We start from the raw sequence: 25,467 nt of genomic DNA, 5'->3' as shown, positions 1-25,467 counted from the left end.
TTTTCCATTCTCCTGTATATGGTTTTCAACTCATAATAAAGATAAAACAAAAAAACACTCTTAATGAGTGTTTTTAGGCTAATCTAACATCGTAACAATTCGATTGATCGATGAACGAAGGGAGTCAATATTAACGAATCGCGCTTCTCTAATGCTTTCCTTTCCTTCCACATATAACAAAAGTACGGGGATGGTGAAAACAGAAAAGGCGCCTGCTGCTTCTGGAATTTCATGAACATTTAACTTCTCTCGTATAATTTGTGGAAAATCCTCTAATACTTCCTCAACTTGAGGCAAAAGAGCATGGCATACAGAGCAATTTGTTCCATACAAGTACAAAAAGTACATACGATTCTGTTTAATTCCATTTCTTGCTTCTTCAAGTGTCGTCTGATTCAGTTGATTCACCTTCTTCAATACTCCATAAATTAAGAAATTTGCATTCTTCTATTCTTCCCTTTTACAAACATAAAAATGCCGTAAGCGATAAATCCAATGGCAACTAGTCCAAGCAAGATAGCACCATATGGCTGTTTAGCTAATTCTGAAAGCGCTCCATCGAGCCCCTTCGTTTTATCTGGATTAGCAGTAATCGCTGTCTGAATAAAGAATACGCCCATCATCGTGAAGACAACACCTCGTGCTGCAAGTCCGATTTGTCCAGCACGTTTGCCCCACCATTCTTCTTGATCGTGCATTTCATACTGCTTAAGCTGTTTCATAAAGGATTTCTTGTACCCACGAATAACCTGATAAATACCAAAACCAATTAAGCATAATCCAATAAATCCAATTATCCATTGACCAAACGGCTGTCCTAATAGTTTAGCAGACATTGATTGTTTACTGCCAGAAGATGAACTTCCCGCTCTTGTAATAATAGAAACCGCATTATAAGCAAGAAATAAATGAATAATACCAGCGCCAACAAATCCAATTCGAATTAATATGCCTTTTGTATCGTTACCATAATGATCTGGATCCTTAATTCCCTGGATACCTTTCCATACGGAATAACCGATTAACCCAACTATGAGAACCCATAGAAGTGCTTCACCAAATGGCTTTCCTGCAATAGTAGCGAAAGCACCTTTTGAATCAGTCGTTTTACCTCCTGGCCCAAATGCTGCCTGGAGAGCTAAGATCCCAATGATTAAGTAAACAACTCCTTTGGCTGCATACCCCATTCTTGCTAATCCTCTTATCCATGGTTTCACATCATTTGATGCTTGTTTTGCTTTGTGTTTCGCCGCAGTACCAGTGTCCATTGTTAATCTCCTTCCAATCTTTCATATCATTTATCCATTCTTTCTATTCCCACTAATGCTTACTTTCAACCTAAAAGATTACGATTCTGCTTATCCATTTATAGGAAAGTTGAATTTCGTACACTTCGTGAATCCGTTAAATCCTTACTTTACGTTTGAGGAAGCATTCCCTCGAATGTATCATTATTCTAGAAATCAAGATGATGACAGAAAAAATCCACTCAATTAAAAAAAGCCCTGTAAGCGAATCCAGCATTCGCTTACAGGGCTACTAATTGAGGAGATAGTCTTGTGGACACAAGCTATCGCATTTCTTTACTATACTACAGATCACATAATTTTCATATAGTTTTGAATCATTTCTTTTGCGATTCATCGCGTTAAATGATTAAGACTGATCTGCGATAATTCCTTTCCTTGCTATGACTTTAGATAATAAACCGTGTCTCGGTGAAAGGATAAATGTGATCGCAAATATCATTCCAGCAATCGATGCCATAGAACCTGAGATCGAAATATTCCAAGCGAGCGCGGAATAATAACCACCGATCGCTGCAACTACGCCAACACCTGCACTGATGATTAACATAACAAGTAATTTATCTGTTAATAAATATGCTGTAGCTCCCGGTACAATAAGCATGGCTACGACGAGAATAGCCCCAACACTATCAAAAGAAGCAACCGTCGTTATTGAAACCATCGACATAAGTAGGTAATGGATGAACATAACTGGAATACCAATAGCCGTAGCCATTGCAGGATCAAACGAGCTAATCTTAATCTCTTTATAAAACGTGAGGATCAAAATAAGATTAATCACCAGAACACTTCCAAGCATCCAGACCGCAGAAGGTCCAAGGTCCACTCCACCTATTGTTAACGTATTCCACGGAATAAAGGTAATCTCTCCCATAAGGGCGTGGTTAACATCAAGGTGTACTTTACTAGCAAAAGCTGACAGCAGAATAACTCCGAATGCGAATAGGGAAGTAAACACTACACCGATAGCGGCATCAGATTGCACACCGCTTGAATGAAGGACCTGCACTAAAAAAGCAGTCAATAGACCTATGATCCCTGCACCAACCAGCATATAGATCCCTTCTAGTGAATGACTTACGAGGTATGCCAATACAATACCTAGCAAAACGGTATGACTAATCGCATCAGCAAGCATCGCCATTTTACGTAATATTAAAAAACACCCGATGATCCCACACGATACTCCCACTAAAGAACCTGTAAGCATAATCCATGCTCCATAACTCATGAGGAATTCACCTCCTTCTTACGCTTTTTTGTGCTTTGAGAAGGTGCTTTGACATGATACTTTTCTCCTCTAGCAAAATGAGCCGGGTTTAACTTAAGCGCCCGTTCATGAACATCCATTAATCGAGTAAGATCTTCTACGGCTGTTGGAGGAAGCTCTTTATAATGCCACTCATCGTTTGTTTTTGATTGAAGATGAGCAAATTTCATTTCATACATAGTGTAAATCTCGAATAGTCGATTGTTCTTTGTAATTTCATGCGCCTTATAAGCACCTAACTCAGTAAGGCGCCATTTGCCGATCACTGGCTGGAAGACGTATCCTTCTTTTTGAAGCTGATGTAGAATCGACTCTAGTTTGCGACGTGGCATTTTTCTTCTTTCTTCAAGCTGAGCTATAGTGAACGCAAAATTCGTAGTGGATAAGCTAACTTCTTCAGAAAGATCATACATCGTTTGAAAAACGGTTTCCTTAGCAACACTTTTACGAACGCGATACAATTTTAAACCTTTCGATAAAAGCCCTCTGTTTGGAGCAAAAACGAGAGAAATTAAGAAAATAACCGTTGCTGCAATGACGATGACGGGTCCTGTCGGAAGTCGGTTTGCCATAGAACTTAATATCGTGCCAAGAATTCCTGATAAAGCACCAATTGTTCCCGCTACTATAACCATCCGATCAAGTCGATCGGTCCAATACCTTGCAGATATTGCAGGAGTAATGAGCATAGCGGCCATTAGAATAACTCCCACTGCTTGTAAACCTATCACAACTGCACTGACGATTAGTGTCATCAATAAGGCATTAAGAAACCCTGTAGGTAATCCAATTCCTTTTGCGAATTGGCGGTCGAAGGTAAATAGCTTCAATTCTTTAAAAAGTAGCCAGGTGATCACGAGAAGCACGATTGCAATTCCCGAAATAACTCGAACATCATTTCCTACAAGCGATGCTGCCTGACCGAATATAAAGTCATCAAGACCACTCTGGTTACCATTTTCAGATTGAGCGATTTTAGTTAATAAGACAATTCCAAACCCAAAAAACACTGAGAGTACTAATCCAATCGCGGTGTCTTCTTTAATACGTGAATGGTTAATAATAGCTTGAATAAAGTAGGTTGCAAGTAAGCCAGATATCGCAGCACCTACTAAAAACCAGCCAATCGATTTTGTTCCATAAAGTAGAAATGCAATGCAAATCCCAGGAAGTGCTGCATGCGCCATAGCATCACCGATTAAGCTTTGTTTCCTAAGAAGGGCAAAACTACCGAGGACACCACTTGCTACTCCAAGAAGAATTGTACCAAATAGCACCCACTGTGTATTTGCATCCTGTAGCGTTAGGAGGAGCTCATTTAACATTATTCTCCCTCCTTAAGGTTGAACTACAAATGGTGTGCTGACCTCAGAATCAAGAAATGATAGTCTTCCACCATATGTTTTTTGTAAGTTTTCAATTGTAAATACTTCATCTGTAGGACCGAGCGCAATTTTTCTTTTATTTAACAAAAGGGTCCAATCAAAATACTCCTTCACTGTCTGCAAATCATGGTGAACAACAAGGACGGTCTTCCCTTGTGCCTTCAGCTCATTTAAAAGTGAGATAATCGCTTTTTCAGTAGCAGCATCAACGCCAACAAATGGTTCATCCATGAAATAAACTGTTGCATCCTGTGCTAAGGCTCTTGCAAGAAACACTCTCTGTTGTTGACCACCTGATAGTTGACTGATCTGCCTATTTGCATATTCTTTCATGCCCACTTTATCAAGCGCCTGCATAGCAATAGCAGTATCCTTCTTACCAGGCCGCTTAAACCAGCCGATGTGCCCGTATCTTCCCATCAGTACGACATCAAGAGCATTCGTAGGAAAATCCCAATCCACTGATCCTCGCTGTGGTACATATCCAACTAGTTTTCGCTGAGTACGATATGATTTTCCGTAAATTTCTACAGATCCCGAGGCTGTTGGAATTAACCCTAAAATAGCTTTGATTAACGTTGATTTACCAGCACCATTTGGACCAACAACGCCTATTAACTTTCCTTCTGGCATTTCAACCGTTACTTCCTGAAGTACAGGCTTACGGTCATAGGCTACCGTTAAATTTGATACATTAATTGGATTCATATCCCTACCTCCTTCTTATCCTATTTCAACGCTTCCACAATCGTATCAATGTTATGTTGATACATACCTATATACGTCCCCTCAGGTGAACCCTTCTCACCCATCGCATCTGAGAACAATTCGCCACCTATTTCAACCTCATGACCTTTTTTTCTTGCTCCTTCAACGACTGCATTAATCGAACGTTCTGAGATACTGCTTTCAATAAATACAGCCTTAATATTTTGATCTGCTAATACATTCACAAGATTTTGAACATCCCTAAGCCCATATTCTGAATCTGTACTTAATCCTTGCAGCCCCTTCACTTCCATGCCATATGCCTGACCGAAGTATTGAAATGCATCGTGGGCCGTAACAAGAACACGACTCTCTTCTGGGATTTCATTCAATTTTGATTGTGCTTCTTCTTGTAGCTTAGTTAGCTCTTCTAAATATTCCTCTGCATTTTTCTCATAATCTTCCTTGTGTTCGGGATCATATTCAATTAATCCGTCGCGAATTTCTAGCACAGCATATTTCCATAAATCAATATCAAACCACACATGAGGATCAACGGCTTTTGAACTTCCCTGAGTGATTAATAGCTTCTCTTCAGGAATAGCTTCTGCAACAGGATAGGTTGGTTTTTCTCCCTTCATTTTCGCAAATATCTCGCCCATTTTCCCTTCTAGATGAAGACCATTATAGAAAATGACATCTGCATTCGATAGCTTATTAATGTCTCCTTGTGAGGCCTTATATAAGTGAGGATCAATACCTGGACCCATTAAGGAATCGACTTCCACATGGTCCTTACCAATGTTTTCTACAATGTCTCCAATTTGCCCGATTGTTGTCGTCACGTTAATTTTTCCTTCACCGTCTTTGGTTGTCTCAGTACTACTGCACCCCGACATCACGATCAAAAATAATCCTGCACCGAAAACAAATCCTAACCACTTTTTCACATTTACCAACCTCTCTTTTTCTATTTATACCGGCACCATTTCCCTTTACCTAACGTATGGGCGTTGTTTCTGTAAGGTGCTTATCCATTTCAATTTAACGAAAAACATTTGCTTAACGTCTTTGTTTTTTACCAGATAAACATTTCTTTCCCTAAGGCAAATTGTAAACAAAAATTTTTTAACATCTCATATCAGCTAGTCAATATTCCTCTAACCACAAATGTTTCCTTAGCACAAAACTATCGCATGAATGCATTTTTGTCAACTTAAGTTTATGCAGTTTTTCCTTGATATAGAATATTTTCATCATAATAGTGATATATCTCACAGTAATGACAAATGAGACGCTATACAATAAAGCTAAGAAATAAAGTTTTTATTGGGAGGGTATTAGAATGAGCACAAAGCATTCAAACATACTTGTTGCTGTTGACGGTTCTGATTCAGCCGAGATTGCTTTTTCCAAAGCTGTAGAACTTTCGATTCAAGACCAGGCTTCCCTACTGATTGCTCATGTCATTGATACGAGAAATTTCTCAACTTTTGAACTTTACGATATCGCAACGGAACGAGCAGAAGACTTTGGAAAGCGTCTATTAAAGGAGTACGAAGAAAAAGCACGAATGGCAGGAATTTCGAATGTTGATACAGTTATTGAATATGGATCCCCGAAAGCAAAAATTGCAAGAAAGATCGCTCCACAAAATAAGATAGATTTAATTGTTTGCGGAGCAACAGGGATGAATCGCGTAGAAAGATTGCTTATGGGCAGCGTTTCTGAACATATTACTCGTCACGCCACATGTGATGTATTTGTTGTAAGAGGCAGCAAAGTACTTTCTGAGGAGGTTGAGAAAGATGAACACAGCAGACAAAATACGTAAGCACCGTTTGGCAGCCAATTTATCCATTTCTGAGTTAGCGGTGAAAGTACGGATTGGGGCGGGGCTTATGCAGAAAATAGAAGAAAATCATTATCAGCCAGACGTTCAAACACTCCTAAGAATATCAACAGCATTAGATATTCCAGCCTCTGAATTTCTTGAAAAGGAAACAATTGAGCAGTTAGAAAAAGCCGATACATGAAAGGATAGCTATTTATTAAAAAACGAGAAAAAACGCTAGCAAGTTGCTAGCGTTTTTTCATTTGTACTAACTCTATTTCTTCAAACATTCACCAGCTTATTTTCATAAACTGGTAGGATCACTTCGACGGTAGTTCCTTCTCCTTCAACACTTGTTAAGCGCATTCTCCCGTTATGGTTATCAATAATGCTAAAACTAACCATTAGTCCCAGTCCAGTCCCATTCTCCTTCAACGTATAAAATGGTTCGCCGATCCTTGGCAATTGGTGCTCTGGGATACCTACACCCTGATCTACAAACGTTATAACCGCTTCTTTTTTCTCATTTTCTTTTACCTTTACAAAGATAGTGCCACCATCAGGCATCGCTTCAATAGCGTTTTTCACAACATTGACAAACACTTGCTTTAGCTGATTTTCTTCACCTAAAATAGGAAAGTGATCACACTCATACTGTGTTCGAATAACAATGTTTTTCAGGATTGCCTGGGATTTAAGAAGGGCGACTACGTGCTGAAGCAATGAAATAAGATCACTTTCTCCAAACTCTTTCTCTTGAGGTTTTGCAAGGAGCATAAATTCACTCACTATGAAATTAATGCGATCAATTTCCGATAACATGATTTGAAGAAACTCTTTTGATTTATCGTCTTCAGAAGAGCTATAGACTAATGTTGCAAAGCCTTTTAAAGAAGTAAGTGGATTTCTTATTTCATGTGCAACTCCTGCAGCGAGCTCTCCTACCGCTGTTAATTTCTCTGAGCGTCTTAGCAGTGCTTCCGTTTCTTTAAATTCTGTAATATCTTCCACTATGACAATAACACCCTGTACTTTTCCATGAACCATATGAGGAATGGAAATTAACTTCACATGAACCGAGTGACCTTCTCGATGAACAATGGCAGATTCACACTTTTGCGGAATACCTTCTTTCGTTCTTTCAAAACAATTTAACGTCTGCTTTAAGTAACGCTGATCCACGAATTGAAAACTCGTTTTATTACTTGTGCTATTCGATGAGTAGCCACTCATTTTTTCTAAAGCGGGGTTCATATTTAGTATTTGACCACTGATATCTAGTACCATGATACCATCGGGACTATTTTCAACGAGTGAGAGGTATTTCCGCTCGCTCTCTTGAAGTTGTGTGGCCTGTTCTTCTACCTTTTGACCTCGAATCACACTAATTAAGATTAAAACAGAAATAATGAATATGCCAATCAAAACAAGATACTGCAACACCGTATTTTCACTGTAGCTTTCTATTTTAAAATTTGAATTTGAAGCCGAGGAAATCATCGTAAAATAATGAACGGCGAGAGTACCTAAACCAAATACAATTGCCCCTGATAATTTCCCCCAGGAGTTCCGTTTTTCATTTGATACACCATAAACTAACCAAAAACTACAAACTGTCGAAATGAAGGCGATCAAACCTGGAATGACAATTTTCCACCAATCTGTCAAATGATAAATCTCTCCTAATAAATAGACAGATGTTAGCAATTGCAAAAAGACCAAAACAATGGTGAGAGAGAAACTTGCCACTACCAACTGTTTCAATTGTCTTTTTGATGAAATGATGTTGAATGACAGGAGTGATCCAACAATAGGAATAACTAAAGTAATGATAACAAACCATGGATTGTAAAAGGTTGAGTCGGCTGTTGAAATCCCTAACAGTACAAGATACTGTAGAATCCAAATCCCTGCTCCCATTGCTAATGCACTGCCAAATATCCATAGCTGTCGATATGAATGCGTCATATTGTAAGCCTTCTCATGAAAATCAAAAGCTGTATAAGTATAGCTAACTACCATTAAAATCGAAATCAAAATAAGAAAAAAATGAAATTCATAGATGAGGTCTTCCATGATACGCTCCACTCCGTTTTCCATAACAAAATCAGTTCAAGTGCAAGTAATTCCTTTCACTATTAGTAGTCATTAGACATTCATCTTCAAATTCCTTCCACATTTTCTTAGATGATACAATTTTCCCATCTCATTTCCCTATCATTTAATCTGCTCAAGAAAGTTTCCACATAAAAACAGCCTGCATGAAAGGGCAGGCTGTTACAAACATATCTTATGGCTAATTCATTTCAAAAAAGGGTATGGGGAAAAGGAAGGAGGATCTCACATGCCGCAAATATTATTTAAAGTACAGGAAGTTAAGCGACTACAAGACCATCATATACCTAACACGCTTGAAGCGAACGTCGAAGTGGAATTTATCAATCGAGAAAGTGGTGAACTGTTAAAAACAGGACTGATTCCCGTTCGTTTCAATGAACACGGATCTTTCCCATCCATCTCTCATATCCAAAATTTCGAAGAAGAAAAGAAATTACAAACCAAACTCTTATTCGACATTCGACGATACGTACGAAAACTTCGCCCCTATCTTCAGCCAGACGATGAATAACTAGGCTTCAAATAAATAACGATAAATATTACAGGCAACTTGGATATTCATAAGATCAGAAGGATCATTAAAATTAATCGTTAGTATTTCTTGTATGCGTTGAATTCGATAATTCATCGTATTAACATGAACATGGAGCTGTTCAGAAGCGTTTTTTAAATCTTGTCCGGTCGATAAGTAAACAAATAAAGTTTGAAAGAGCTCTCCTTTGCGGCGTTTTTCATAAGCTAGCAACGGAGAGAGATACTCAAGCGCATAGCTTGCTAGATCTTCTTCTTTATTGTTTAACAGGAGTCGAAGCGCCCCGATTTCTCCATACCATGATGAATAACCCGCGAATGTAAATCGCTTTAGAAATTTAATCGTCTTCTTCGCTTCTTGAAAAGAGTGATCAATGGCACGGATTCCTCTAACTGGTTTTCCAATTCCGATTCTACAAATTTTTTCAGTTGTGACAGAAGCGATCAACTCATTAAATTCTTGGATGAACTGATTAACAGTGAAAATGGATGATTCGATGCCTTTCTCATCATCTTGATGGAACAGCAAGACAATTTGACGGCCCCACTCTGTAACACGCACAGTTTTTTGATGATTTTTCTCCAGTAAATGTTTAATAGAAGCATGAATACATCTTCTAAGCCATTCCTCGCGTCCTTGTTCAAACTCCTGAGGTACATCGATTAAAGCGATTGTGAAATAACCATTTAATCCTGTCTTCAAACGCCCAGCAAGGTAACTTAAATCCGCTTCATCCTCTTGTGGCGATAGAAGATGGATGAGTAATTCTCCAGTTAAACGCTGTTGTTCTTTATGCTCCGATTCCTTTTTCATTAGCTGAAGACCCGCAACTGTACATGCGTGAAAAACGGCTGACTGCTCAAACCTTGTAAGTGGGAGCTTTTCAGAAAGAATAGCGAGATAACCGAGTGGAAATGACAATCGGCCAAGAGGAAAAAGTAAAGAATCTTCGTCAGTTTGCACAACTTCTAACTCATTTGTCTCATTTTGAATGGTACTTAAATGATTAAGAATAATGCTTTGTAAACTTTTTTCTGCATTCCATTCAATCTGACTGGAAGCCTTCACCTCTCCAAATGGATCATAGATGGCTACGCTCTTTCCAATAGACTTTGTGAGATACGTGCAAATTTCTTTAAACGAGTCTTCATTCATCCCTATGTCCGACAGGGCCTGGTGTGTATCTACTGAGATCGATAGACTTTCGTTTTGATGAATCACTGTTTGATTAAATTGCTTTAACTTCTGTAAAGAAGCTTCTTTGTTTTGATACAAATTCGCGTTCATTAGTGCAATGGCCGCCTGTGAAGAAATAGCTTCCACAAGTCGGATATCATCTTCTGTAAATCCTTTTCCCCCATTAAACTGGTCGAGCACTATGACCCCTGTACAAGTACCTTCTTTTTTAATCGGGATACAAATCGTACTCAGCGGTAGCTCTTGTGCAGATTGGTAATATAGGCTAGCATTTTGATGAGACATCGTTCCCATAGCTTTTTCGACTTCATCACTTGTTTTGAAGTGCAAAGTGGTTTCTTTCTCAAATGCAAGACCTGTCATCGACTCACCTGAACGGAGCATGACTTCATTGACCGTCTTCTTTCGAAACCCTGTCGACCCAGCCACTTTTAAACCTTTTTGTTCTTTATCATATAGAAAAAGCACACCACCATCAGCTGCATCAATGGCTGAGACGGCTTCTTCTATAACAGACTGAATGACAGAATAGAAATCTAGTGATGAGTTAAAGATTGTTGAAACTTGCATAAGTAAATGCAACTGCCTTTTGCTAAGTTCTGCCTCATTCTCAAGTAAACCCCTCGCCATCCATTTCACTCCTTTTATTTTAAGTGTTAACCTCTTCCGTCTCATAACGATGTTGCTCAAGATAAGCTAACGTTGCTTCCCCAAGCGTTTTGGCAGCAATCAACATAGCGTTCTCATCGATATCGAACATTGGATGATGATGAGGATACGTCGATTTACTCTCAGCATTACCTGCCCCGGTTAAGAAGAATGTTCCGGGAACCTCTTCTAGATAATAAGCGACATCTTCTCCGATCATTAAGGCTTCTGTTTCTACAACATTTTTCACCTCAGCTACTCTTTCTGCAGCTTCCTTCAACATCATCGTTTCTTTTTCATGGTTAACTACAGGAGGATACCCTCTGTCATAACTAAATGTATAGTCTGCCCCGCTACTCTCACACGTGCCTTTAATCATTTGTTCCATATACCCGATGATCTTCTCGCGAACGTCTCGATCAAAGGTTCTAACCGTCCCTTTCAATGTTGCCGTTTCTGAAATAACATTGAAAGCGGAACCTGCGTGAAATGAACCGATAGAGATGACTGCTGTACTTGAAGGATTGATAAACCGGCTGACAATTTGTTGGAGATTACCAACCAACTGACTGGCGATCACAATTGAATCAAGCGCCTCATGTGGGATACCCCCATGACCACCTCTCCCTTTGATCACAATTTCAAAAGAGTCGGCAGCAGCCATAATGCGTCCTGGTTTATACGCAATTGTTCCTGTTGGGAATCCAGACCAAAGGTGTGTTCCAAAAAGAACATCCACTCCCTCTAGGCACCCGTCTTCAATCATTGGCTTTGCTCCACCAGGTGTAATCTCTTCAGCGAATTGATGAATAAAGACGACGCGACCTGCTAATTGATCTTTTTGCTCATGTAGTGCTTTTGCTAAGTGGAGAAGCGTTGATGTATGACCATCATGACCGCACGCATGCATCACACCTGGAACAGTGGATTTGTAGGGTACTTCTTTTTCATCATTGATTGGAAGGGCATCAAAATCAGCACGTAAGCCCACTGTCTTTCCTGGCATTGCACCTTCTAAAGAAGCCACTACTCCTCTGCCACCGACATTTATTTTAACGTCCATGCCAAGTTCCTCGTAGAAATCTGCAATTAGTTTAGGTGTTCGAACTTCATGGAATGACAATTCAGGATTCTGATGAAGATCTCTTCTTAGGTCAATCATTTGTGGTACTAAATCTTCTAATCTCTCAAAAAGCGCTTTTCTCATGTTTCATTCCCCTCTCCTCTATCTAAAACAAAATAAACTTCACTCTCTTATTACGTTACGAATATTTTAACAAAAATTCTGAACTTTATAAGTAGAAATCAGAAATCTATTGTGAAATATAAAGGATTCTTCAATGTAAGCGCTGTATTCTCATTAAATCACCCAAAATACCAGTGCGGAGTAATGTCATTCCATGAATATCGTTAGTTGCAATAGAGCCATTCCTTTTTTAAAATGAATAGTATTAGAAGGGAGAGTCAAGATGAATATATTGATTTTAGGGGCAACAGGACGAGTCGGAAGCAACATTCTTACATTAGCTCTCTCCGATCGGCATCAGGTGACTGTTTTAACACGATCACCTGAGAAGCTCCCTACAAATAGTAACCTTACGATTGTCGAAGGGGATGTTCTCAATGAAGACGTCGTTGAAAAAGCCGCCAAGGGCGTTGATGTGATCGTTAGTGCACTTGGTACTGATAAAACAACAACGTTATCAGAAAGCACCCCGATTTTAATACGGGTGATGAAAAAACAACAGATTAATCGGATTATCACCGTAGGAACAGCTGGCATACTTAATAGCCGAGTCGAACCAACTCTCTATCGTTTTGAATCCTCTGAATCTAAACGAAAGACAACGCGAGCAGCAAGGGAACATCTTTCTGTTTATGAAATGCTCTCTGCTAGCGATCTGGACTGGTCAATCATCTGTCCTACTTATTTGCCAGATGGCCCGGCAAAAGGAGAATATCGCGTGGAAGAAGAATATCTTCCTGATGGTGGTCGTGAAATATCAACCGCAGACACGGCTGCTTTTGTATACAAGGAACTCTTCGATCGCAATCACTCCTGTAAACGTGTGGGGATTGCTTACTAATTACTGAGACATGCCTGTATCTTTTATCGTCACATCAACGTTTACTGATACAGGTATTGTTTCAAGGTATTCATGTTTATCTAGGTTTTTCCATTCTTGATATGATAGTGAATGCCTTACATATTGCCCTAGTCCAAGACTATCCGTTTGATTTTCCTTTAACACTTTAAGAATCCCCTCCGCGTCACGTTCAATATGTTCCGCAATTACCTTTTCAATTTTCTTAGTTTCGTTAGTACTTGAAATTTCTTTTGCTCCTGTATCCTCAATGACTGAGCCACGCATCTTCACATTTATTAGAATGTGATCCACCTTACCATTACTTTTAACAACCTTAATTTTCCTATTACTCTTAATATAATCAAAATGTAGGTTGCGGATGTTATCACCATCCGGAATTTTAATCGTTAATTCCCCTCTTTTTACTTTCCCAAGAAGAAACAATAAAACCTTTGACTGAAGTAAATCCAAATGGGCTACATACTTATCTTCTCGAAAAAGAGCAGTTCCCATTAATACTAAATCATCATCTACTCTGCTAAAAAGAGGGGCCACCGGATCAATGCCGTCATCAAAGTAATCTCTTGAAAAATGAAAGATGTCCATCTCTGGAATCGTAAATTTATCCGTTTCCGTTTTTAACATTTTGTCAACATAGCTACCTACATCCGGTTCGACATCTGTCTTAATGATCTCTTCCCCTTCTCCAAACGCCATGACAAGCTTCACTTGTGAACCAATTTCCTGATCTCGTTCCATCGATGTAATGACACGACTGACCCCTTCTTCAGCAAGTGTTCTTCCTATTATGATTGAATGAATTTGTCCATTGACAACCTGTTGCCTCGTTTTGGATGAGAGAAGATCTTCAGCTTCTTTTTTTGAATTGGCTACCGTATCAATGATTTCGTCCTGCTGGGATGTCTCACTTGATAAATCGGGGAATGAAGCCGTTACTTTTAACTTTCCTTCCTCCCCTTCTATTCGATCAAAACCAATCATACTAATAATCGCCAGGTCTTCAATTACTTTCTTGTCATTACAACTTGTCAGAACGATCACGGCTAAGATAACAATACATAGCTTTTTGTTATTCCGCATGTCGTTTCCTCCTTATACTTCTGATCCAAAGCGTTACGAGCAATAGTATAGGAAGCCCAAATGCAATCCCTGCAGCTGCTAATCCAAAAATTAATAGCCAGGGCGCTAGCTCGTATGCTACATCCACCTTTAACGTGATCAAATAGGCCACAAAGATGAGAATGAATACACACCACTTTTCATTAATAGCAGGTATTGCTCTATTGAGCAGGAGCTTCGCTGCCCATAAATACATAACGACGGTTATAAGAATTTTCATTAAGAACAAATTGAAAACAAGACTTTCAATCCTCTCAATAAGCTCGATTTCAATATAAGCAATCAAATTCAGCACTGGAAAACTAGTTAATTTAAGCTGATCAAATGAAAAATACATAAATGAAACGAAACATGTAAGCCCATAGACAACTGTTGTAATTACATGTCCAACATAAACACTTCGAAACCATTTAGGCTTTGTTTGATCAATATAAGGAAAGAGAAAGAGCACAATTTCAAAGCCTAAGAAGGCAGTATAGACCTCGATCAGTCCTTGAATAGGATTACTCCCATCTTTAAAGATAAATGGTGTTAAGCGCATCAAAGAAGAATAAGGAATATGATAAATAAGCATGAACGTCATCCAAATCGTCAAAAAAAAGAAAACGGTTGTTGTTTTCGTAATCGTATAAATGTCTTTAACGACAAGATATAAGGCGAGGAGCAAGATGATACTATACAGCAACAGCAAACTGGTATTTTGAAAAGCAAGGACTTGCGTGATGAGCATGTAGTCTTTTCCTACAAGAAGAGGGAGAATTGACCATATAAGCGCTAATATGACATAAAAAGGGGCAAGAACCTTTTGCGGAACAAGCCCTTCCATAATTTCAAATACATTCTCTCCCCTCCGAAAACGATTCACAAGAGAAACGAGAAAGATGTTTAATCCAGCAATGAGGGAAATAATGAGAATCATAACCCAGCCGTTTGTTCCGAAACTCACCGCGAGCATTCGAGGTAATTTATATAGCGTTACACCTGATTGAATCATATAAATCAGGATGGCGAGGTGGAATGGCGCTATTTTTTCCGACATTAATATCCCTCAATTTCTATCAGCTACTTACTTCACTTTTTTCTTATTTGAACTTCTCGGTATAGCTGGTCTCGTTTTCATTAATGAGTAAGGAGCCCTTAATAAGAAGTCGCCCCAGTCTTTCTTGAAAAATGGGGATAAGGGTGCTAAATATGGTGCTCCAACGCTCGTTAAGCTACTTAAATGAATCACAAGAATCGTCAATCCAATCACGATTCCGAGATTGCCAAGTAATCCTGCGAGTAGAATTAAACCGAACCGCGTTAGACGGATACTTGCACTCATTACATAACTTGGAACTACAAAAGAAGCAATGGCAGAGCTTGCCACCACAATAATGAGAACGTTGCTTGTAATACCAGCCTGAACAGCCGCTTGCCCTATGACAATACCGCCTACAATACCGATCGTTTGTCCTACTTTTGTAGGCAGGCGAGCACCTGCTTCACGTAAAAATTCCAGAGTAACTTCCATAATTAACGCTTCATATAAAGGATCAAATGGTACTTTGCTTCTTGAACCGGCAAGAGTTGTTAGAAGTGACTGTGGAATCATTTCATAATGAAAGGATGTGACGGCAACGTATAGGGCGGTAAATCCAATCGTAATCATGAATGCACCAAAGCGCAGTAGTCTTGTGGCCGTTCCAGTAATCCACCTTTGGTAATAGTCATCACCCGTTTGAAAGAAGTCAAAGAAGCTTGAAGGGGTAATAATCACTGCAGGACTACCGTCCATAACAATGACGACTTTTCCTTCTACAAGTGCTGCTGCAATCGCATCCGGCCTTTCTCTTAACATAAATTGCGGAAAAAGCGCATTAGGCTGATCCTCAATTAATTGAGTAAGAATATGTGAATCATAAACGGCATCAATTTCAATTTTTTCAATCCTATTAGTCAAATCTTGAACGATTTCATCATTTGCAATTCCTTTAATATGAAGAACATAGACGCTTCCTTTTGCCACTTCACCTACTGGAATTTCATTAATCTTTAAGTGTGAACTTCTCACACGTCTTCGGATCATAGAGAGATTGATTTCACTGCTCTCCACAAATCCTTCATGTGGTCCTGTAATCGTTGTTTCCGTTTCGGAAGGCTGAATTTCACGCTGCTTTGGTCCAGAAATATTAATTAAATAAGCTTGTTCTTTATGAAAAACAACAGCCTCTCCCTTTAAAATGCCATCAATTAGCTTCTTCTCATCATCTGATTTGTGAAAGTTCGATCTTCTAAGGAAAGGTAGGGAAGCTTCTTCAGAAGCATGGTAAAGGGGTTCAAGCAACTCCATCTTCAGCAGTTGATCGTTAACTAAATGCAGGAAATAAATAATTGAAATGCTTAGCTCCGGGAAAGTTCGATGAACAAGGTCATCACAATCGCTGAAGTTATCTAAAATAAGCACTTGAAGGGTGGTTTTGTTGTTTTGTTGGTTATCCGATTGCTGATCCATTTCTTTCAATTTATGAAGTCGTTTGATTGTTCTCCTTCTAACCATTGTAAATCCCCCCTCATACGTTAGTTCTAGCTTTTGGAGATAACGTATGAAATATGCATTTCTTGGGATAAATGAGTCACAAAAGCAATTAATGCTAAATGAAAACAAAAAAAGAAGACGAGCTTTTTATTAGCCGTCTTCTTCTCGTTTTATTTTTGTTTTAATGCCGCTTCAAGGGCAATAATCATCATCTCTTTAAAGGTTGTTTGTCGTTCTTCAGAGGTCGTTTCTTCCCCCGTTACGATATGGTCGCTAACGGTTAACACCGTTAAGGCATTCACGCCGAACTTCGCAGCAATTGTATAGAGAGCAGAAGTTTCCATTTCTACACCAAGTACCTGGTAGTCAGCAAGCTGCTGGAAGATTTCCGGATTGTCACGGTAGAAGGAATCACTTGTAAACACATTCCCTACATGAACGCTCATTTCCTTTTCAGCTGCAGCGTCGTAAGCGTTTTTCAAAAGATTAAAATCAGCTGTAGGAGCAAAATCCATACCGTTAAACTGAAGGCGATTCACACCTGAATCCGATGTCGCGCTCATCGCAAGAATAACATCTCTTACTTGCACTTCCTTCTTTAATGCTCCACATGTTCCAACACGAATAAGATTCTTAACACCATAGCTCTGAATCAATTCGTTCACATAAATCGAAATAGATGGAACACCCATTCCAGTTCCTTGAACAGAAATTCGTTCGCCTTTATATGTACCTGTATATCCAAGCATACCTCTTACTTCGTTGTAGCAAACGACATCTTCTAGGAATGTCTCTGCGATATACTTAGCACGAAGCGGATCTCCTGGTAGTAGAATCGTTTCCGCAATATCCCCTTGTTTTGCACCAATATGAACACTCATAGTCGTACCTCCTTGATATAATACGTACACTAACAAAAGTAGCATAAGATCCGCTCTTATGCCACACGCAATCATATAATAGTAGCCTATCCTTCCTTAAAACACACTATACAGGAGGTTAGCGAGCTTACTAAATGCTATTTATACTGTTGTTAATCTTTCCCCCACTCATTAACTTAGTCATAAAAAAAGCCCGAAGCGGACGCTTCAGACTTTTTATATAAGGCCTTAATAATATGGTGAGATCATCAAGTAAACGACAACACCTGTAATACTAACATACAGCCAGATCGGCATCGTCCACCTAGCGATTTTACGGTGTTTAGCCACTTGCATGTTTAATCCTCTCGTAACCGTAATTAAAGCCAGAGGAACAATAGCGGCAGCTAAAATAATGTGCGTAATTAAAATAAAGAAGTAAATGGGAACGATGATGCCTTCTCCTCCAAACGAAGTGGATTCAGAAAGCCCATGATACGTCACATATGAAACGAGAAAGAGTGCCGTTGTTGTAAAAGCAGCAAAAATAAACCGCTTATGCATTTTAATATTCTTTTGCATAATAAAAATGAGCGCTGCTACTAAGAAAACAAATGTAAAGCTATTAAAAACAGCATTTAGCAAAGGGAGCAGCGTAATATCAAATCCTACGTCACCACTATACTCAGGTAGGAAAAAAAGGACAACAACGAGCACATTCACTGCAATTGATAGCCCGACAATCCATGGTGTATAATTCCGTTGTTTAACTTCATTCATTAGATTTCTTCTCCTTATCACAATAATCTACCTTTTAAGGATAAGAAAGTTTCTCGGATTGAGCAACCAATGAGGTACATCTCACACGTAAATTTCAAATTCGTGACACGATTTGTTCACATTAAGGTGTCCATTGATCATGAATAATTCCAATTAAATAGAATTGTCCGTTATATTCAGAGAATACCAATTTAAGACTTTTCCAATCCATTCCTTCGAATTCTTCCGATCCGGGCACAAAAAATTCTACATAGTGACTTTCCGGAAACACATCCTTAATATTCTGTATGCTATTTGTTTCCCGATGAATGCCATCAAACGTAACGATTTCCGTCTCGCTAAATTCTACATCGTATACATATGCATTAAAATATTCCTCAGGCGATAAACGAATGGGATCGCCTCTTCCTGCTTCTGTTCCCCATTCAAGCTGCTTAGAGTTCTTAAAGAACTCTTTTAGTTGAGCTGGCATAAACACTTGAGCTCGTTTTACTTCTATCGTTCCATAGGGAGAAAATAGCACACCTTTTTTTGGGTGAACAAATTTAGAAAGCTCTTTGCCATCTTTCGATTTAATCGCATTTAACACGTTATACCCTTGCTTCATTACGATACTTTGAACAGATTCTGTGCGCTCTGCTTCCACTTCTCCTGAATCTTGAGACTTCTCCTCAACAGTTGAACATGAAATACTGAAAGCAATAAGCAGGAAGAAGATGACCAGTTTTTTAAGCATTGTACTCATCCTCCCTTTTCTTCTCAATCACTTACCTACTATATTCGCCGTAATTGAATCCATTCATTCTATTTCAAAAAAATTTACGAATCTTCCCTTCAAAATCCTTGCACACACCTTTCCGCAAAGGAATCAGCTTGGTATCGCTTACAGCCATATACCATTATATTTATTTTTCAAAATCCTACTGTAACTTCAATCACACAATTTGATTTTAACGCGAAAAAGCTATAAAATTTTTACTTGGGAACCCGGTAATATCTTCTATTACGGGATCGATAGAATTTCAGCAGACGTTTTATCATTAACAGTCTTTACTGATGAATTAAGGAATTCACTGTTCCTTCCATAAGTTCCCTCTGGAACAGCAATAATCAAAAAGTGAGGTCACAAAGATGAATCAACCATCAAAACAGGCTTCTGTTATCGTGATTTTCGGTGCAACAGGAGATCTTGCCAAACGCAAGCTATTTCCATCACTCTATAACCTCTATTGCAAGGGAGTACTTGCAGAGGATTTCGCTGTTGTTGGAGTAGCAAGAAGACAACTTACTAATGAAGAATTCCGTTCAAATGTTCATGACTCTGTTATACATACAGCATGCATGGATAAAGATGACAAGCATGAAGAATTTAGCAGTCACTTCTTCTATCAACCATTTGATGTTACGAAGAAAGAATCTTACCAGGAATTAAATGAATTAACACAATCGCTTGATGAGAAATTTAATATTCCAGGAAATCGCATTTTTTATATGGCGATGGCTCCAGAATTCTTTGGAACAATTGCATTAAATCTAGACTCTGAAGGTTTAACAGATGGTGACGGCTTTAATCGCCTCGTTATCGAAAAACCTTTTGGCCACAATTTCCCATCAGCTCAAAAGCTGAATGATGAAATTCGCCAAGTGTTCTCTGAAGATGAAGTTTATCGTATCGATCACTATCTTGGAAAAGAAATGGTGCAGAATATCGAAGCGATTCGCTTCGCCAACTCAATGTTTGAACCACTCTGGAACAGTCGCCACATTTCAAATATCCAGATTACTTCTAGTGAAACGGTTGGTGTCGAAACACGTGGTGGATACTATGAAAAATCTGGCGCTCTACGTGATATGGTCCAAAACCATGTCCTACAGATGGTTTCACTTCTAGCGATGGAACCACCTGTTAGCCTCTCAACAGAAGAGATTCGCGGTGAGAAGGTTAAAGTGCTTCGCGCGCTTCGTGCAGTTAAACCGGAAGAAGTAAATGACTACTTCGTTCGCGGTCAATACAAACAAGGCGAAGTAGATGGAGAGACATTACCAGGCTACCGTGAAGAAGATAATGTGGATGAAGAATCAAATACAGAAACATTCGTTGCAGCGAAGCTAATGATTGATAATTTCCGCTGGGCTGGTGTTCCATTCTATATTCGCACTGGTAAACGAATGACAAATAAATCTACTAAAATTCTGATTGAGTTCAAAGACTTGCCAATGAACCTTTATAAGAATGAAAGTGGCAAGCTCGGACCGAATATCCTGGTCATTCACATTCAACCTGAAGAAGGCATTACGCTTCACTTGAATGCCAAAGATACAGGCGATATGCGTAAAACAACACCGATCCAGTTGAATTTCAATAACGATCAAGAAAACAACATGAACTCCCCTGAAGCATATGAACGCTTGCTTCATGACGTGATGCGTGGGGATGCAACAAACTTTGCTCGCTGGGATGAAGTAGCTCTCTCATGGCAGTTCATTGACCCTATTTCCGTGACATGGGCTAACGAGAAAGAACAAGACTTCCCGAACTACCCGGCTGGATCTATGGGACCTAAAGCAGCAGATAAACTTCTTGAAAATGATAACTTACACTGGTGGCCCCTACCGAAAGAGTAAAGTAATCGAGACACTGGAACTCTATAAATTGAACACGTGCTTTGTGTTCCTATTCGACAAACATCGTAGTTTCTGCGATTCGTCGTAATTGATTCAAAATGACAAAAGAAAGATACGTGCTTCACGTATCTTTCTTTATCATATACACTACTATTTGAAAGGAAGTGTTTCTTAATGAAAATGTATGATGTAAGTGCACCTATCTTTAATGGAATGGCCGTTTATAAGAACAAGGAAGAAAAACAGCCTGAAATCAACACGACGACGAATGGCCATGTAACAGAGTCTCGTCTATCTCTTGATGTACATACGGGCACTCACGTAGATGCTCCGCTTCATATGATGAATGATGGCGCAACGATTGAATCAATTAATCAAGAAGATCTTGTTGGAAAAGCCAAAGTAATCGACGTCACCAATGTAAAAGGTGCGATATCTGATAAAGATATTGAAGCTGAAGACATCCAAGAAGGAGACTTTATCCTTTTCAAATCACAAAACTCTTTCGAAGAGGAATTTAACTTTGACTTCGTTTTCGTTGGTGAAGACGCTGCACGCTACCTTGCAGAGCGAAACATCCGCGGAGTTGGCGTAGATGGTCTTGGTATTGAACGCAGCCAGCCTGAACACCCTACACACCGCTCTTTATTCGAAAAGGATGTTATCATCATGGAAGGCTTACGCCTAAAAGACGTGGCGGCTGGAGAATACTTCATGGTTGCCGCACCTTTAAAACTTCAGGGAACAGATGCATCACCTGCTCGCGTTTTATTGTTTGAAGGATTAAAAGAAGCATAGTACAAAGAAAGCCAGGGTGAATCCCTGGCTTTCTTACTACCTTCTATGATTGATATACCCATACTGATAATATGGAGGGTTTTCATGAAGTCCCTACTTTATCTTTCTAGAAAGTTAAGTTCTCGATTGACTCCAAGTATTTGGTTTCTCTCTGTAGTCATTTTCGCCTTATTCCTCGCATTTATTCTTCCTGAAGTATCGGAAAGATCGTATGAAGTCACTAGGACAAGTGATTCTCCTGATGGCTCTTTCTTTTATACTCCTGAAAAGCTTTATAGCGTTGCAGAGCAATATGGAGAAAGCGGGAGAAGCTATTATATTAAAGAGCGTTTCAGCTTTGATATTATTTGGCCACTCGTTTACTGGTTCTTTTTAACCACATCGATTACTGTTCTCTTTCGAACTATTTCCAACGAAAATTGGCTACTTCTAAACTTACTCCCCTCTTTCGGTGTTCTATTTGATTACTTAGAAAACATTTCAACATCTGCTGTGATGTATTTTTATCCAACTACGTTCCCATTCATTTCATGGGCTGCACCGTTCTTCACCTCAATCAAATGGTCATTCATTTATGCTAGTTTTTTACTCATACTCATTGGCGGTCTATTGCGATTCATTCAAGTTGGTAAAAAGATGGTGTATAAATTTAAAAACTGAAAGTAAAAAACCGCTAACCCTCCCTTAAGGAAGTGATTAGCGGTTTTTGTTTAACTTTTAGTCTTCAAGCCATTCTGTGTGGAACACACCTTCGCGATCAATACGCTGATACGTGTGAGCGCCGAAGTAGTCTCTCTGCGCCTGTAGAAGGTTTGCTGGAAGAGTTTCGCTACGATAGCTGTCATAGTAAGCAATCGCGCTTGCAAGCCCAGGAACAGGAATTCCACGCTGTACAGCAAGTGAAACGATATCACGAGCAGCACCCTGATAAGATTCAACGATTTCCTTGAAGTATGGATCAAGAAGAAGGTTCGTTAAGCTAGGCTCACGGTCATAGGCTTCTTTAATGTTTTGAAGGAAACCAGCGCGGATTATGCAACCACCGCGGAAGATCATAGCGATTGAACCATAATCTAGATTCCAATCATACTCATCTGAAGCAGAACGCATTTGTGCGAAGCCTTGTGCGTAAGAACAAATCTTACTCAAGTAAAGAGCTTTACGGATCTTCTCAATTAGTTCTTCTTTATTACCATCAAACGCTGGTACATTAGGGCCAGCAAGAAGCTTGCTTGCTTTCACACGCTCTTCTTTCATTGCAGAAATAAAGCGGGAGAAAACAGATTCCGTAATGATTGAAAGTGGTACACCAAGATCAAGAGCACTTTGACTTGTCCATTTACCTGTACCTTTTTGTCCAGCTGTATCAAGAATGACATCTACAAGCGCTTTGCCTGTTTCAGGGTCTTTCTTCGTAAAGATATCAGCTGTAATTTCGATAAGGTAGCTATCAAGCTCACCTTTATTCCATTCTTTAAATACTTCGTGAAGCTCATCAGTAGAAAGACCAAGCACGTTCTTCATCATGTAATAAGCTTCACCGATTAGCTGCATGTCACCATACTCGATGCCGTTATGCACCATTTTCACATAGTGACCTGCTCCATCTGGACCGATATATGTTGTACAAGGATCGCCATCTACGTTTGCAGCGATCGCCTTAAAGATATCTTCAACTTCACTAAACGCATCCGGTTGTCCACCAGGCATAATAGAAGGACCATTAAGTGCGCCTTCTTCTCCACCAGAAACACCAGTACCAATAAATCGAATACCTTTTTCTTTCAAATCTTCGCTACGCTTTTGCGTGTCTTTAAAGAACGCATTCCCGCCATCAATGATGATATCATCTTTATCAAGATGTGGAAGCAGCTGGTCAATCGTCGCATCCGTCGGCATGCCAGCTTTCACCATTAGCAAAATTTTTCTAGGTGTTTCTAGAGATTGAACGAACTCTTCAATGCTGTATGTATCCTGAAAATTTCGTCCTTCAACTTCTGACATCATTTCCTTTGTTTTTTCTTCAGATCGGTTATACACAGAAACAGAATAGCCGCGACTTTCGATGTTCATCGCGAGGTTCTTCCCCATGACCGCCAATCCAATAACACCAATTTGTTGTTTTGACATCTTATTCCCTCCAGCTCATTTCCTATTTTTCGTTAACTCACCTATCGCAAACCATTTTGTTACAAGTGAATCACCCTATTGAAATAGTATGTTCACCTGCTATCAAGCTAGTCACGCGAACAGTCTGACAGTATGCATTATACGTCTTTCCTGCTAACCGTGCAAAGATTAGTAACTAAACAACATGGTATAAATAACCTATAAATATCATGATAGAAAATGGCATATTCAAGAGATCCTTATCACACCAATGAAGTATGCGCTTACAAAATTCATTATTGGGAAACGGGGTACATTACGATTATAATTAATGGGTTAGCATAGATAGAAAAGGAGTGGTTGAATTTTGAACGAAAAACAACGCGCAGGCGAAGAAGCCGCTAACTATGTTCAGAATGGCATGATTGTTGGGCTTGGCACAGGCAGTACTGTCTATTGGACAATCCTCAAAATCGCGCGAATGGTTAAAGAGGGATTGGATATTAAGGGAGTAGCAACATCGACTAATACTGAAATACTCGCTCGTGAAAACGGCATTCCCCTTCTATCCCTTGAAGAAGTGTCCTCCATTGATTTAACGATTGATGGGGCAGATGAATTAACAGAAGATTTAACCCTTATAAAAGGAGGGGGCGGTGCCTTACTTCGCGAAAAAATTATCGCTTATCATTCGACACATATGATCGTTGTTGCTGACTCTAATAAATTTGTGAAAAAGCTTGGGACATTTCCTCTTCCAGTAGAAATCGTTCCTTTTGGATATTTAAAAACCATTAACGCTTTAAAGAAATTTGGATGTCAAACGGCCATACGAAAAAAAGAAGGTTCATTTTACGTCACGGATAATGGCAACTACATCGTCGATTGTCAGTTCGGAGAAATTAATTACCCCTCTACTTTGCACGACAATCTTAATCAGGTTCCAGGTGTTGTAGACAACGGGCTTTTTATTGGCTATGCTGCTAAAGCAATTATTGGTCAGGAAAACACAATTACATATGTGGAGAAATAATAAAACCCGGCAGAAATGCCGGGTTTTGAGTTATTTAATGATTAATACGGGACAATGAGAACGCTGAAGGACCGTATGACTCACGCTTCCGAGGAACCACTCACGTAATCCGTTCAGCCCCCTACTCCCCATAATAATAAGGTCACGATGATGCTCATCTGCATATTTCACAATTTCATTTCCAGGGTTCCCTTCAAGAACCATTGTCTTCACTTTATGATTTGGTAGCTGAACGTCTAACTTTTCGCTAATCCCCTTCAGCATATCCACCGCTTCTTTTCTGAGTTCATTTAAGATACTCGCGTAAACAACAGCAGAGCTAATTTGCGCTGTAGGATTTAATGCTGTGACAACGTCAATTTCAAGAGAGTCATTTTCTTTTGCCATAGCGATCGCTTCATTTAATGCTTTAACACTCAGGTCAGATCCATCAAAGGCTACAAGAATTTTATTGTATTTTTTCATTGCAACATTCTCCTCCCCTGTTCTACTTTCATTTTAACATAAGAAAAGAA

25 protein-coding genes are annotated in these 25,467 nt (G+C 39.3%); 8 read left to right on the top strand and 17 right to left on the bottom strand.

Annotation, left to right across the window (positions count from 1 at the left end; translation table 11 throughout):
* Window positions 1–78: 78 nt before the first annotated feature.
* The 6 genes from AC0VYO_RS07970 to AC0VYO_RS07945 all read right to left on the bottom strand — a co-directional run bounded on the left by AC0VYO_RS07970 (window position 79) and on the right by AC0VYO_RS07945 (window position 5,623).
* Window positions 79–408: a thioredoxin family protein gene (locus tag AC0VYO_RS07970; protein WP_430242216.1), complete on the bottom strand. Its 330-nt coding sequence runs from the start codon at window positions 406–408 to the stop codon at window positions 79–81.
* A 20-nt stretch (window positions 409–428) separates the two neighbouring features.
* Window positions 429–1,268, bottom strand: a complete 840-nt coding sequence (locus AC0VYO_RS07965; RefSeq protein WP_475367124.1) for a DUF1206 domain-containing protein — start codon at window positions 1,266–1,268, stop codon at window positions 429–431.
* Between the two features lie 388 nt (window positions 1,269–1,656).
* Window positions 1,657–2,541, bottom strand: coding sequence for a metal ABC transporter permease (locus tag AC0VYO_RS07960; protein WP_475368823.1), 885 nt, complete (start codon window positions 2,539–2,541; stop codon window positions 1,657–1,659).
* On the bottom strand, window positions 2,538–3,905 hold the full coding sequence (locus tag AC0VYO_RS07955) for a metal ABC transporter permease (RefSeq protein ID WP_475368822.1): 1,368 nt from the start codon (window positions 3,903–3,905) through the stop codon (window positions 2,538–2,540). The genes AC0VYO_RS07960 and AC0VYO_RS07955 overlap by 4 nt, the downstream gene beginning before the upstream one ends.
* A 12-nt stretch (window positions 3,906–3,917) precedes the next feature.
* Complete coding sequence (locus AC0VYO_RS07950; RefSeq protein WP_430242224.1) at window positions 3,918–4,673, bottom strand: metal ABC transporter ATP-binding protein; 756 nt, start codon at window positions 4,671–4,673, stop codon at window positions 3,918–3,920.
* Window positions 4,674–4,693: 20 nt separating this feature from the next.
* The gene (locus tag AC0VYO_RS07945) at window positions 4,694–5,623 is read right to left on the bottom strand and encodes a metal ABC transporter solute-binding protein, Zn/Mn family (RefSeq protein WP_475368821.1); all 930 of its coding nucleotides are present in this window, start codon (window positions 5,621–5,623) and stop codon (window positions 4,694–4,696) included.
* A 395-nt stretch (window positions 5,624–6,018) separates the two neighbouring features.
* Here AC0VYO_RS07945 and AC0VYO_RS07940 point away from each other — a divergent pair, with 395 nt between their 5' ends.
* Window positions 6,019–6,507, top strand: coding sequence for a universal stress protein (locus AC0VYO_RS07940; protein ID WP_430242229.1), 489 nt, complete (start codon window positions 6,019–6,021; stop codon window positions 6,505–6,507).
* Entirely contained in the window at window positions 6,482–6,709 is a 228-nt protein-coding gene (locus AC0VYO_RS07935; RefSeq protein WP_475368820.1) for a helix-turn-helix domain-containing protein, read from the top strand. The genes AC0VYO_RS07940 and AC0VYO_RS07935 overlap by 26 nt, the downstream gene beginning before the upstream one ends.
* Window positions 6,710–6,789: 80 nt before the next feature.
* Here AC0VYO_RS07935 and AC0VYO_RS07930 read toward each other — a convergent pair whose 3' ends face one another.
* Entirely contained in the window at window positions 6,790–8,607 is a 1,818-nt protein-coding gene (locus AC0VYO_RS07930; protein WP_475368819.1) for an ATP-binding protein, read from the bottom strand.
* A gap of 244 nt (window positions 8,608–8,851) precedes the next feature.
* Here AC0VYO_RS07930 and AC0VYO_RS07925 point away from each other — a divergent pair, with 244 nt between their 5' ends.
* Window positions 8,852–9,136, top strand: coding sequence for a hypothetical protein (locus tag AC0VYO_RS07925; RefSeq protein WP_194221078.1), 285 nt, complete (start codon window positions 8,852–8,854; stop codon window positions 9,134–9,136).
* On the opposite strand, the gene AC0VYO_RS07920 is transcribed toward AC0VYO_RS07925, so the two are convergent.
* Window positions 9,137–10,984 carry a helix-turn-helix domain-containing protein gene (locus AC0VYO_RS07920; protein ID WP_475368818.1) on the bottom strand — a complete coding sequence of 616 codons (1,848 nt, stop codon included), beginning with the start codon at window positions 10,982–10,984 and terminating at the stop codon, window positions 9,137–9,139.
* A gap of 19 nt (window positions 10,985–11,003) precedes the next feature.
* Entirely contained in the window at window positions 11,004–12,209 is a 1,206-nt protein-coding gene (locus AC0VYO_RS07915; RefSeq protein ID WP_430242240.1) for a M20 family metallopeptidase, read from the bottom strand.
* Window positions 12,210–12,471: 262 nt separating this feature from the next.
* Between AC0VYO_RS07915 and AC0VYO_RS07910 the strand changes: the two genes are divergently transcribed.
* Complete coding sequence (locus AC0VYO_RS07910) at window positions 12,472–13,089, top strand: NAD(P)-dependent oxidoreductase (protein ID WP_475368817.1); 618 nt, start codon at window positions 12,472–12,474, stop codon at window positions 13,087–13,089.
* Here the strand turns inward: AC0VYO_RS07910 and AC0VYO_RS07905 are convergent, their stop codons facing one another.
* The 6 genes from AC0VYO_RS07905 to AC0VYO_RS07880 all read right to left on the bottom strand — a co-directional run bounded on the left by AC0VYO_RS07905 (window position 13,090) and on the right by AC0VYO_RS07880 (window position 19,123).
* On the bottom strand, window positions 13,090–14,190 hold the full coding sequence (locus AC0VYO_RS07905) for a Ger(x)C family spore germination protein (protein WP_475368816.1): 1,101 nt from the start codon (window positions 14,188–14,190) through the stop codon (window positions 13,090–13,092).
* Window positions 14,180–15,268 (bottom strand): GerAB/ArcD/ProY family transporter, encoded by a 1,089-nt coding sequence (locus AC0VYO_RS07900; RefSeq protein WP_475367116.1) that lies wholly within the window; start codon window positions 15,266–15,268, stop codon window positions 14,180–14,182. Before AC0VYO_RS07900 ends, AC0VYO_RS07905 begins: the two co-directional genes overlap by 11 nt.
* Window positions 15,269–15,295: 27 nt before the next feature.
* Window positions 15,296–16,768: a spore germination protein gene (locus AC0VYO_RS07895; protein WP_475368815.1), complete on the bottom strand. Its 1,473-nt coding sequence runs from the start codon at window positions 16,766–16,768 to the stop codon at window positions 15,296–15,298.
* A 149-nt stretch (window positions 16,769–16,917) separates the two neighbouring features.
* Window positions 16,918–17,628, bottom strand: coding sequence for a purine-nucleoside phosphorylase (gene deoD, locus AC0VYO_RS07890; RefSeq protein ID WP_430242248.1), 711 nt, complete (start codon window positions 17,626–17,628; stop codon window positions 16,918–16,920).
* Between the two features lie 228 nt (window positions 17,629–17,856).
* Window positions 17,857–18,387 carry a DUF420 domain-containing protein gene (locus AC0VYO_RS07885; RefSeq protein ID WP_475368814.1) on the bottom strand — a complete coding sequence of 177 codons (531 nt, stop codon included), beginning with the start codon at window positions 18,385–18,387 and terminating at the stop codon, window positions 17,857–17,859.
* Between the two features lie 121 nt (window positions 18,388–18,508).
* A complete protein-coding gene (locus tag AC0VYO_RS07880; protein WP_475367113.1) occupies window positions 18,509–19,123 on the bottom strand; it encodes a hypothetical protein in 615 nt (204 codons plus the stop codon).
* A gap of 395 nt (window positions 19,124–19,518) precedes the next feature.
* Here AC0VYO_RS07880 and zwf point away from each other — a divergent pair, with 395 nt between their 5' ends.
* The 3 genes from zwf (at window position 19,519) to AC0VYO_RS07865 (ending at window position 22,470) form a co-directional block, all read left to right on the top strand.
* Window positions 19,519–21,012 carry a glucose-6-phosphate dehydrogenase gene (gene zwf / locus AC0VYO_RS07875; protein WP_194221069.1) on the top strand — a complete coding sequence of 498 codons (1,494 nt, stop codon included), beginning with the start codon at window positions 19,519–19,521 and terminating at the stop codon, window positions 21,010–21,012.
* Between the two features lie 174 nt (window positions 21,013–21,186).
* Window positions 21,187–21,810: a cyclase family protein gene (locus AC0VYO_RS07870; RefSeq protein WP_194221068.1), complete on the top strand. Its 624-nt coding sequence runs from the start codon at window positions 21,187–21,189 to the stop codon at window positions 21,808–21,810.
* 84 nt (window positions 21,811–21,894) lie between these two features.
* Complete coding sequence (locus tag AC0VYO_RS07865; RefSeq protein ID WP_475367112.1) at window positions 21,895–22,470, top strand: hypothetical protein; 576 nt, start codon at window positions 21,895–21,897, stop codon at window positions 22,468–22,470.
* A 57-nt stretch (window positions 22,471–22,527) separates the two neighbouring features.
* Here AC0VYO_RS07865 and gndA read toward each other — a convergent pair whose 3' ends face one another.
* Entirely contained in the window at window positions 22,528–23,940 is a 1,413-nt protein-coding gene (gndA, locus tag AC0VYO_RS07860) for an NADP-dependent phosphogluconate dehydrogenase (protein WP_194221066.1), read from the bottom strand.
* Between the two features lie 346 nt (window positions 23,941–24,286).
* Between gndA and rpiA the strand changes: the two genes are divergently transcribed.
* Window positions 24,287–24,952, top strand: coding sequence for a ribose-5-phosphate isomerase RpiA (rpiA, locus tag AC0VYO_RS07855; protein WP_430242253.1), 666 nt, complete (start codon window positions 24,287–24,289; stop codon window positions 24,950–24,952).
* A 30-nt stretch (window positions 24,953–24,982) separates the two neighbouring features.
* On the opposite strand, the gene AC0VYO_RS07850 is transcribed toward rpiA, so the two are convergent.
* Window positions 24,983–25,417, bottom strand: a complete 435-nt coding sequence (locus AC0VYO_RS07850; protein ID WP_430242255.1) for a universal stress protein — start codon at window positions 25,415–25,417, stop codon at window positions 24,983–24,985.
* Window positions 25,418–25,467: the final 50 nt, after the last annotated feature.

It is taken from the genome of Anaerobacillus sp. 63XJN7_4_ISO-PGPR-S23-413, from assembly GCF_056173725.1.
This window is presented reverse-complemented; position numbering and strand designations above follow the sequence as displayed.

Coding starts and splice junctions, on each gene's coding strand:
- AC0VYO_RS07965 (WP_475367124.1), bottom strand. CDS start 1,268: ATGGACACTGGTACTGCGGCGAAACACAAAGCAAAACAAGCATCAAAT.
- AC0VYO_RS07960 (WP_475368823.1), bottom strand. CDS start 2,541: ATGAGTTATGGAGCATGGATTATGCTTACAGGTTCTTTAGTGGGAGTA.
- AC0VYO_RS07955 (WP_475368822.1), bottom strand. CDS start 3,905: ATGTTAAATGAGCTCCTCCTAACGCTACAGGATGCAAATACACAGTGG.
- AC0VYO_RS07950 (WP_430242224.1), bottom strand. CDS start 4,673: ATGAATCCAATTAATGTATCAAATTTAACGGTAGCCTATGACCGTAAG.
- AC0VYO_RS07940 (WP_430242229.1), top strand. CDS start 6,019: ATGAGCACAAAGCATTCAAACATACTTGTTGCTGTTGACGGTTCTGAT.
- AC0VYO_RS07935 (WP_475368820.1), top strand. CDS start 6,482: ATGAACACAGCAGACAAAATACGTAAGCACCGTTTGGCAGCCAATTTA.
- AC0VYO_RS07930 (WP_475368819.1), bottom strand. CDS start 8,607: ATGGAAAACGGAGTGGAGCGTATCATGGAAGACCTCATCTATGAATTT.
- AC0VYO_RS07925 (WP_194221078.1), top strand. CDS start 8,852: ATGCCGCAAATATTATTTAAAGTACAGGAAGTTAAGCGACTACAAGAC.
- AC0VYO_RS07920 (WP_475368818.1), bottom strand. CDS start 10,984: ATGGCGAGGGGTTTACTTGAGAATGAGGCAGAACTTAGCAAAAGGCAG.
- AC0VYO_RS07915 (WP_430242240.1), bottom strand. CDS start 12,209: ATGAGAAAAGCGCTTTTTGAGAGATTAGAAGATTTAGTACCACAAATG.
- AC0VYO_RS07910 (WP_475368817.1), top strand. CDS start 12,472: ATGAATATATTGATTTTAGGGGCAACAGGACGAGTCGGAAGCAACATT.
- AC0VYO_RS07905 (WP_475368816.1), bottom strand. CDS start 14,190: ATGCGGAATAACAAAAAGCTATGTATTGTTATCTTAGCCGTGATCGTT.
- AC0VYO_RS07900 (WP_475367116.1), bottom strand. CDS start 15,268: ATGTCGGAAAAAATAGCGCCATTCCACCTCGCCATCCTGATTTATATG.
- AC0VYO_RS07895 (WP_475368815.1), bottom strand. CDS start 16,768: ATGGTTAGAAGGAGAACAATCAAACGACTTCATAAATTGAAAGAAATG.
- deoD (WP_430242248.1), bottom strand. CDS start 17,628: ATGAGTGTTCATATTGGTGCAAAACAAGGGGATATTGCGGAAACGATT.
- AC0VYO_RS07885 (WP_475368814.1), bottom strand. CDS start 18,387: ATGAATGAAGTTAAACAACGGAATTATACACCATGGATTGTCGGGCTA.
- AC0VYO_RS07880 (WP_475367113.1), bottom strand. CDS start 19,123: ATGCTTAAAAAACTGGTCATCTTCTTCCTGCTTATTGCTTTCAGTATT.
- zwf (WP_194221069.1), top strand. CDS start 19,519: ATGAATCAACCATCAAAACAGGCTTCTGTTATCGTGATTTTCGGTGCA.
- AC0VYO_RS07870 (WP_194221068.1), top strand. CDS start 21,187: ATGAAAATGTATGATGTAAGTGCACCTATCTTTAATGGAATGGCCGTT.
- AC0VYO_RS07865 (WP_475367112.1), top strand. CDS start 21,895: ATGAAGTCCCTACTTTATCTTTCTAGAAAGTTAAGTTCTCGATTGACT.
- gndA (WP_194221066.1), bottom strand. CDS start 23,940: ATGTCAAAACAACAAATTGGTGTTATTGGATTGGCGGTCATGGGGAAG.
- AC0VYO_RS07850 (WP_430242255.1), bottom strand. CDS start 25,417: ATGAAAAAATACAATAAAATTCTTGTAGCCTTTGATGGATCTGACCTG.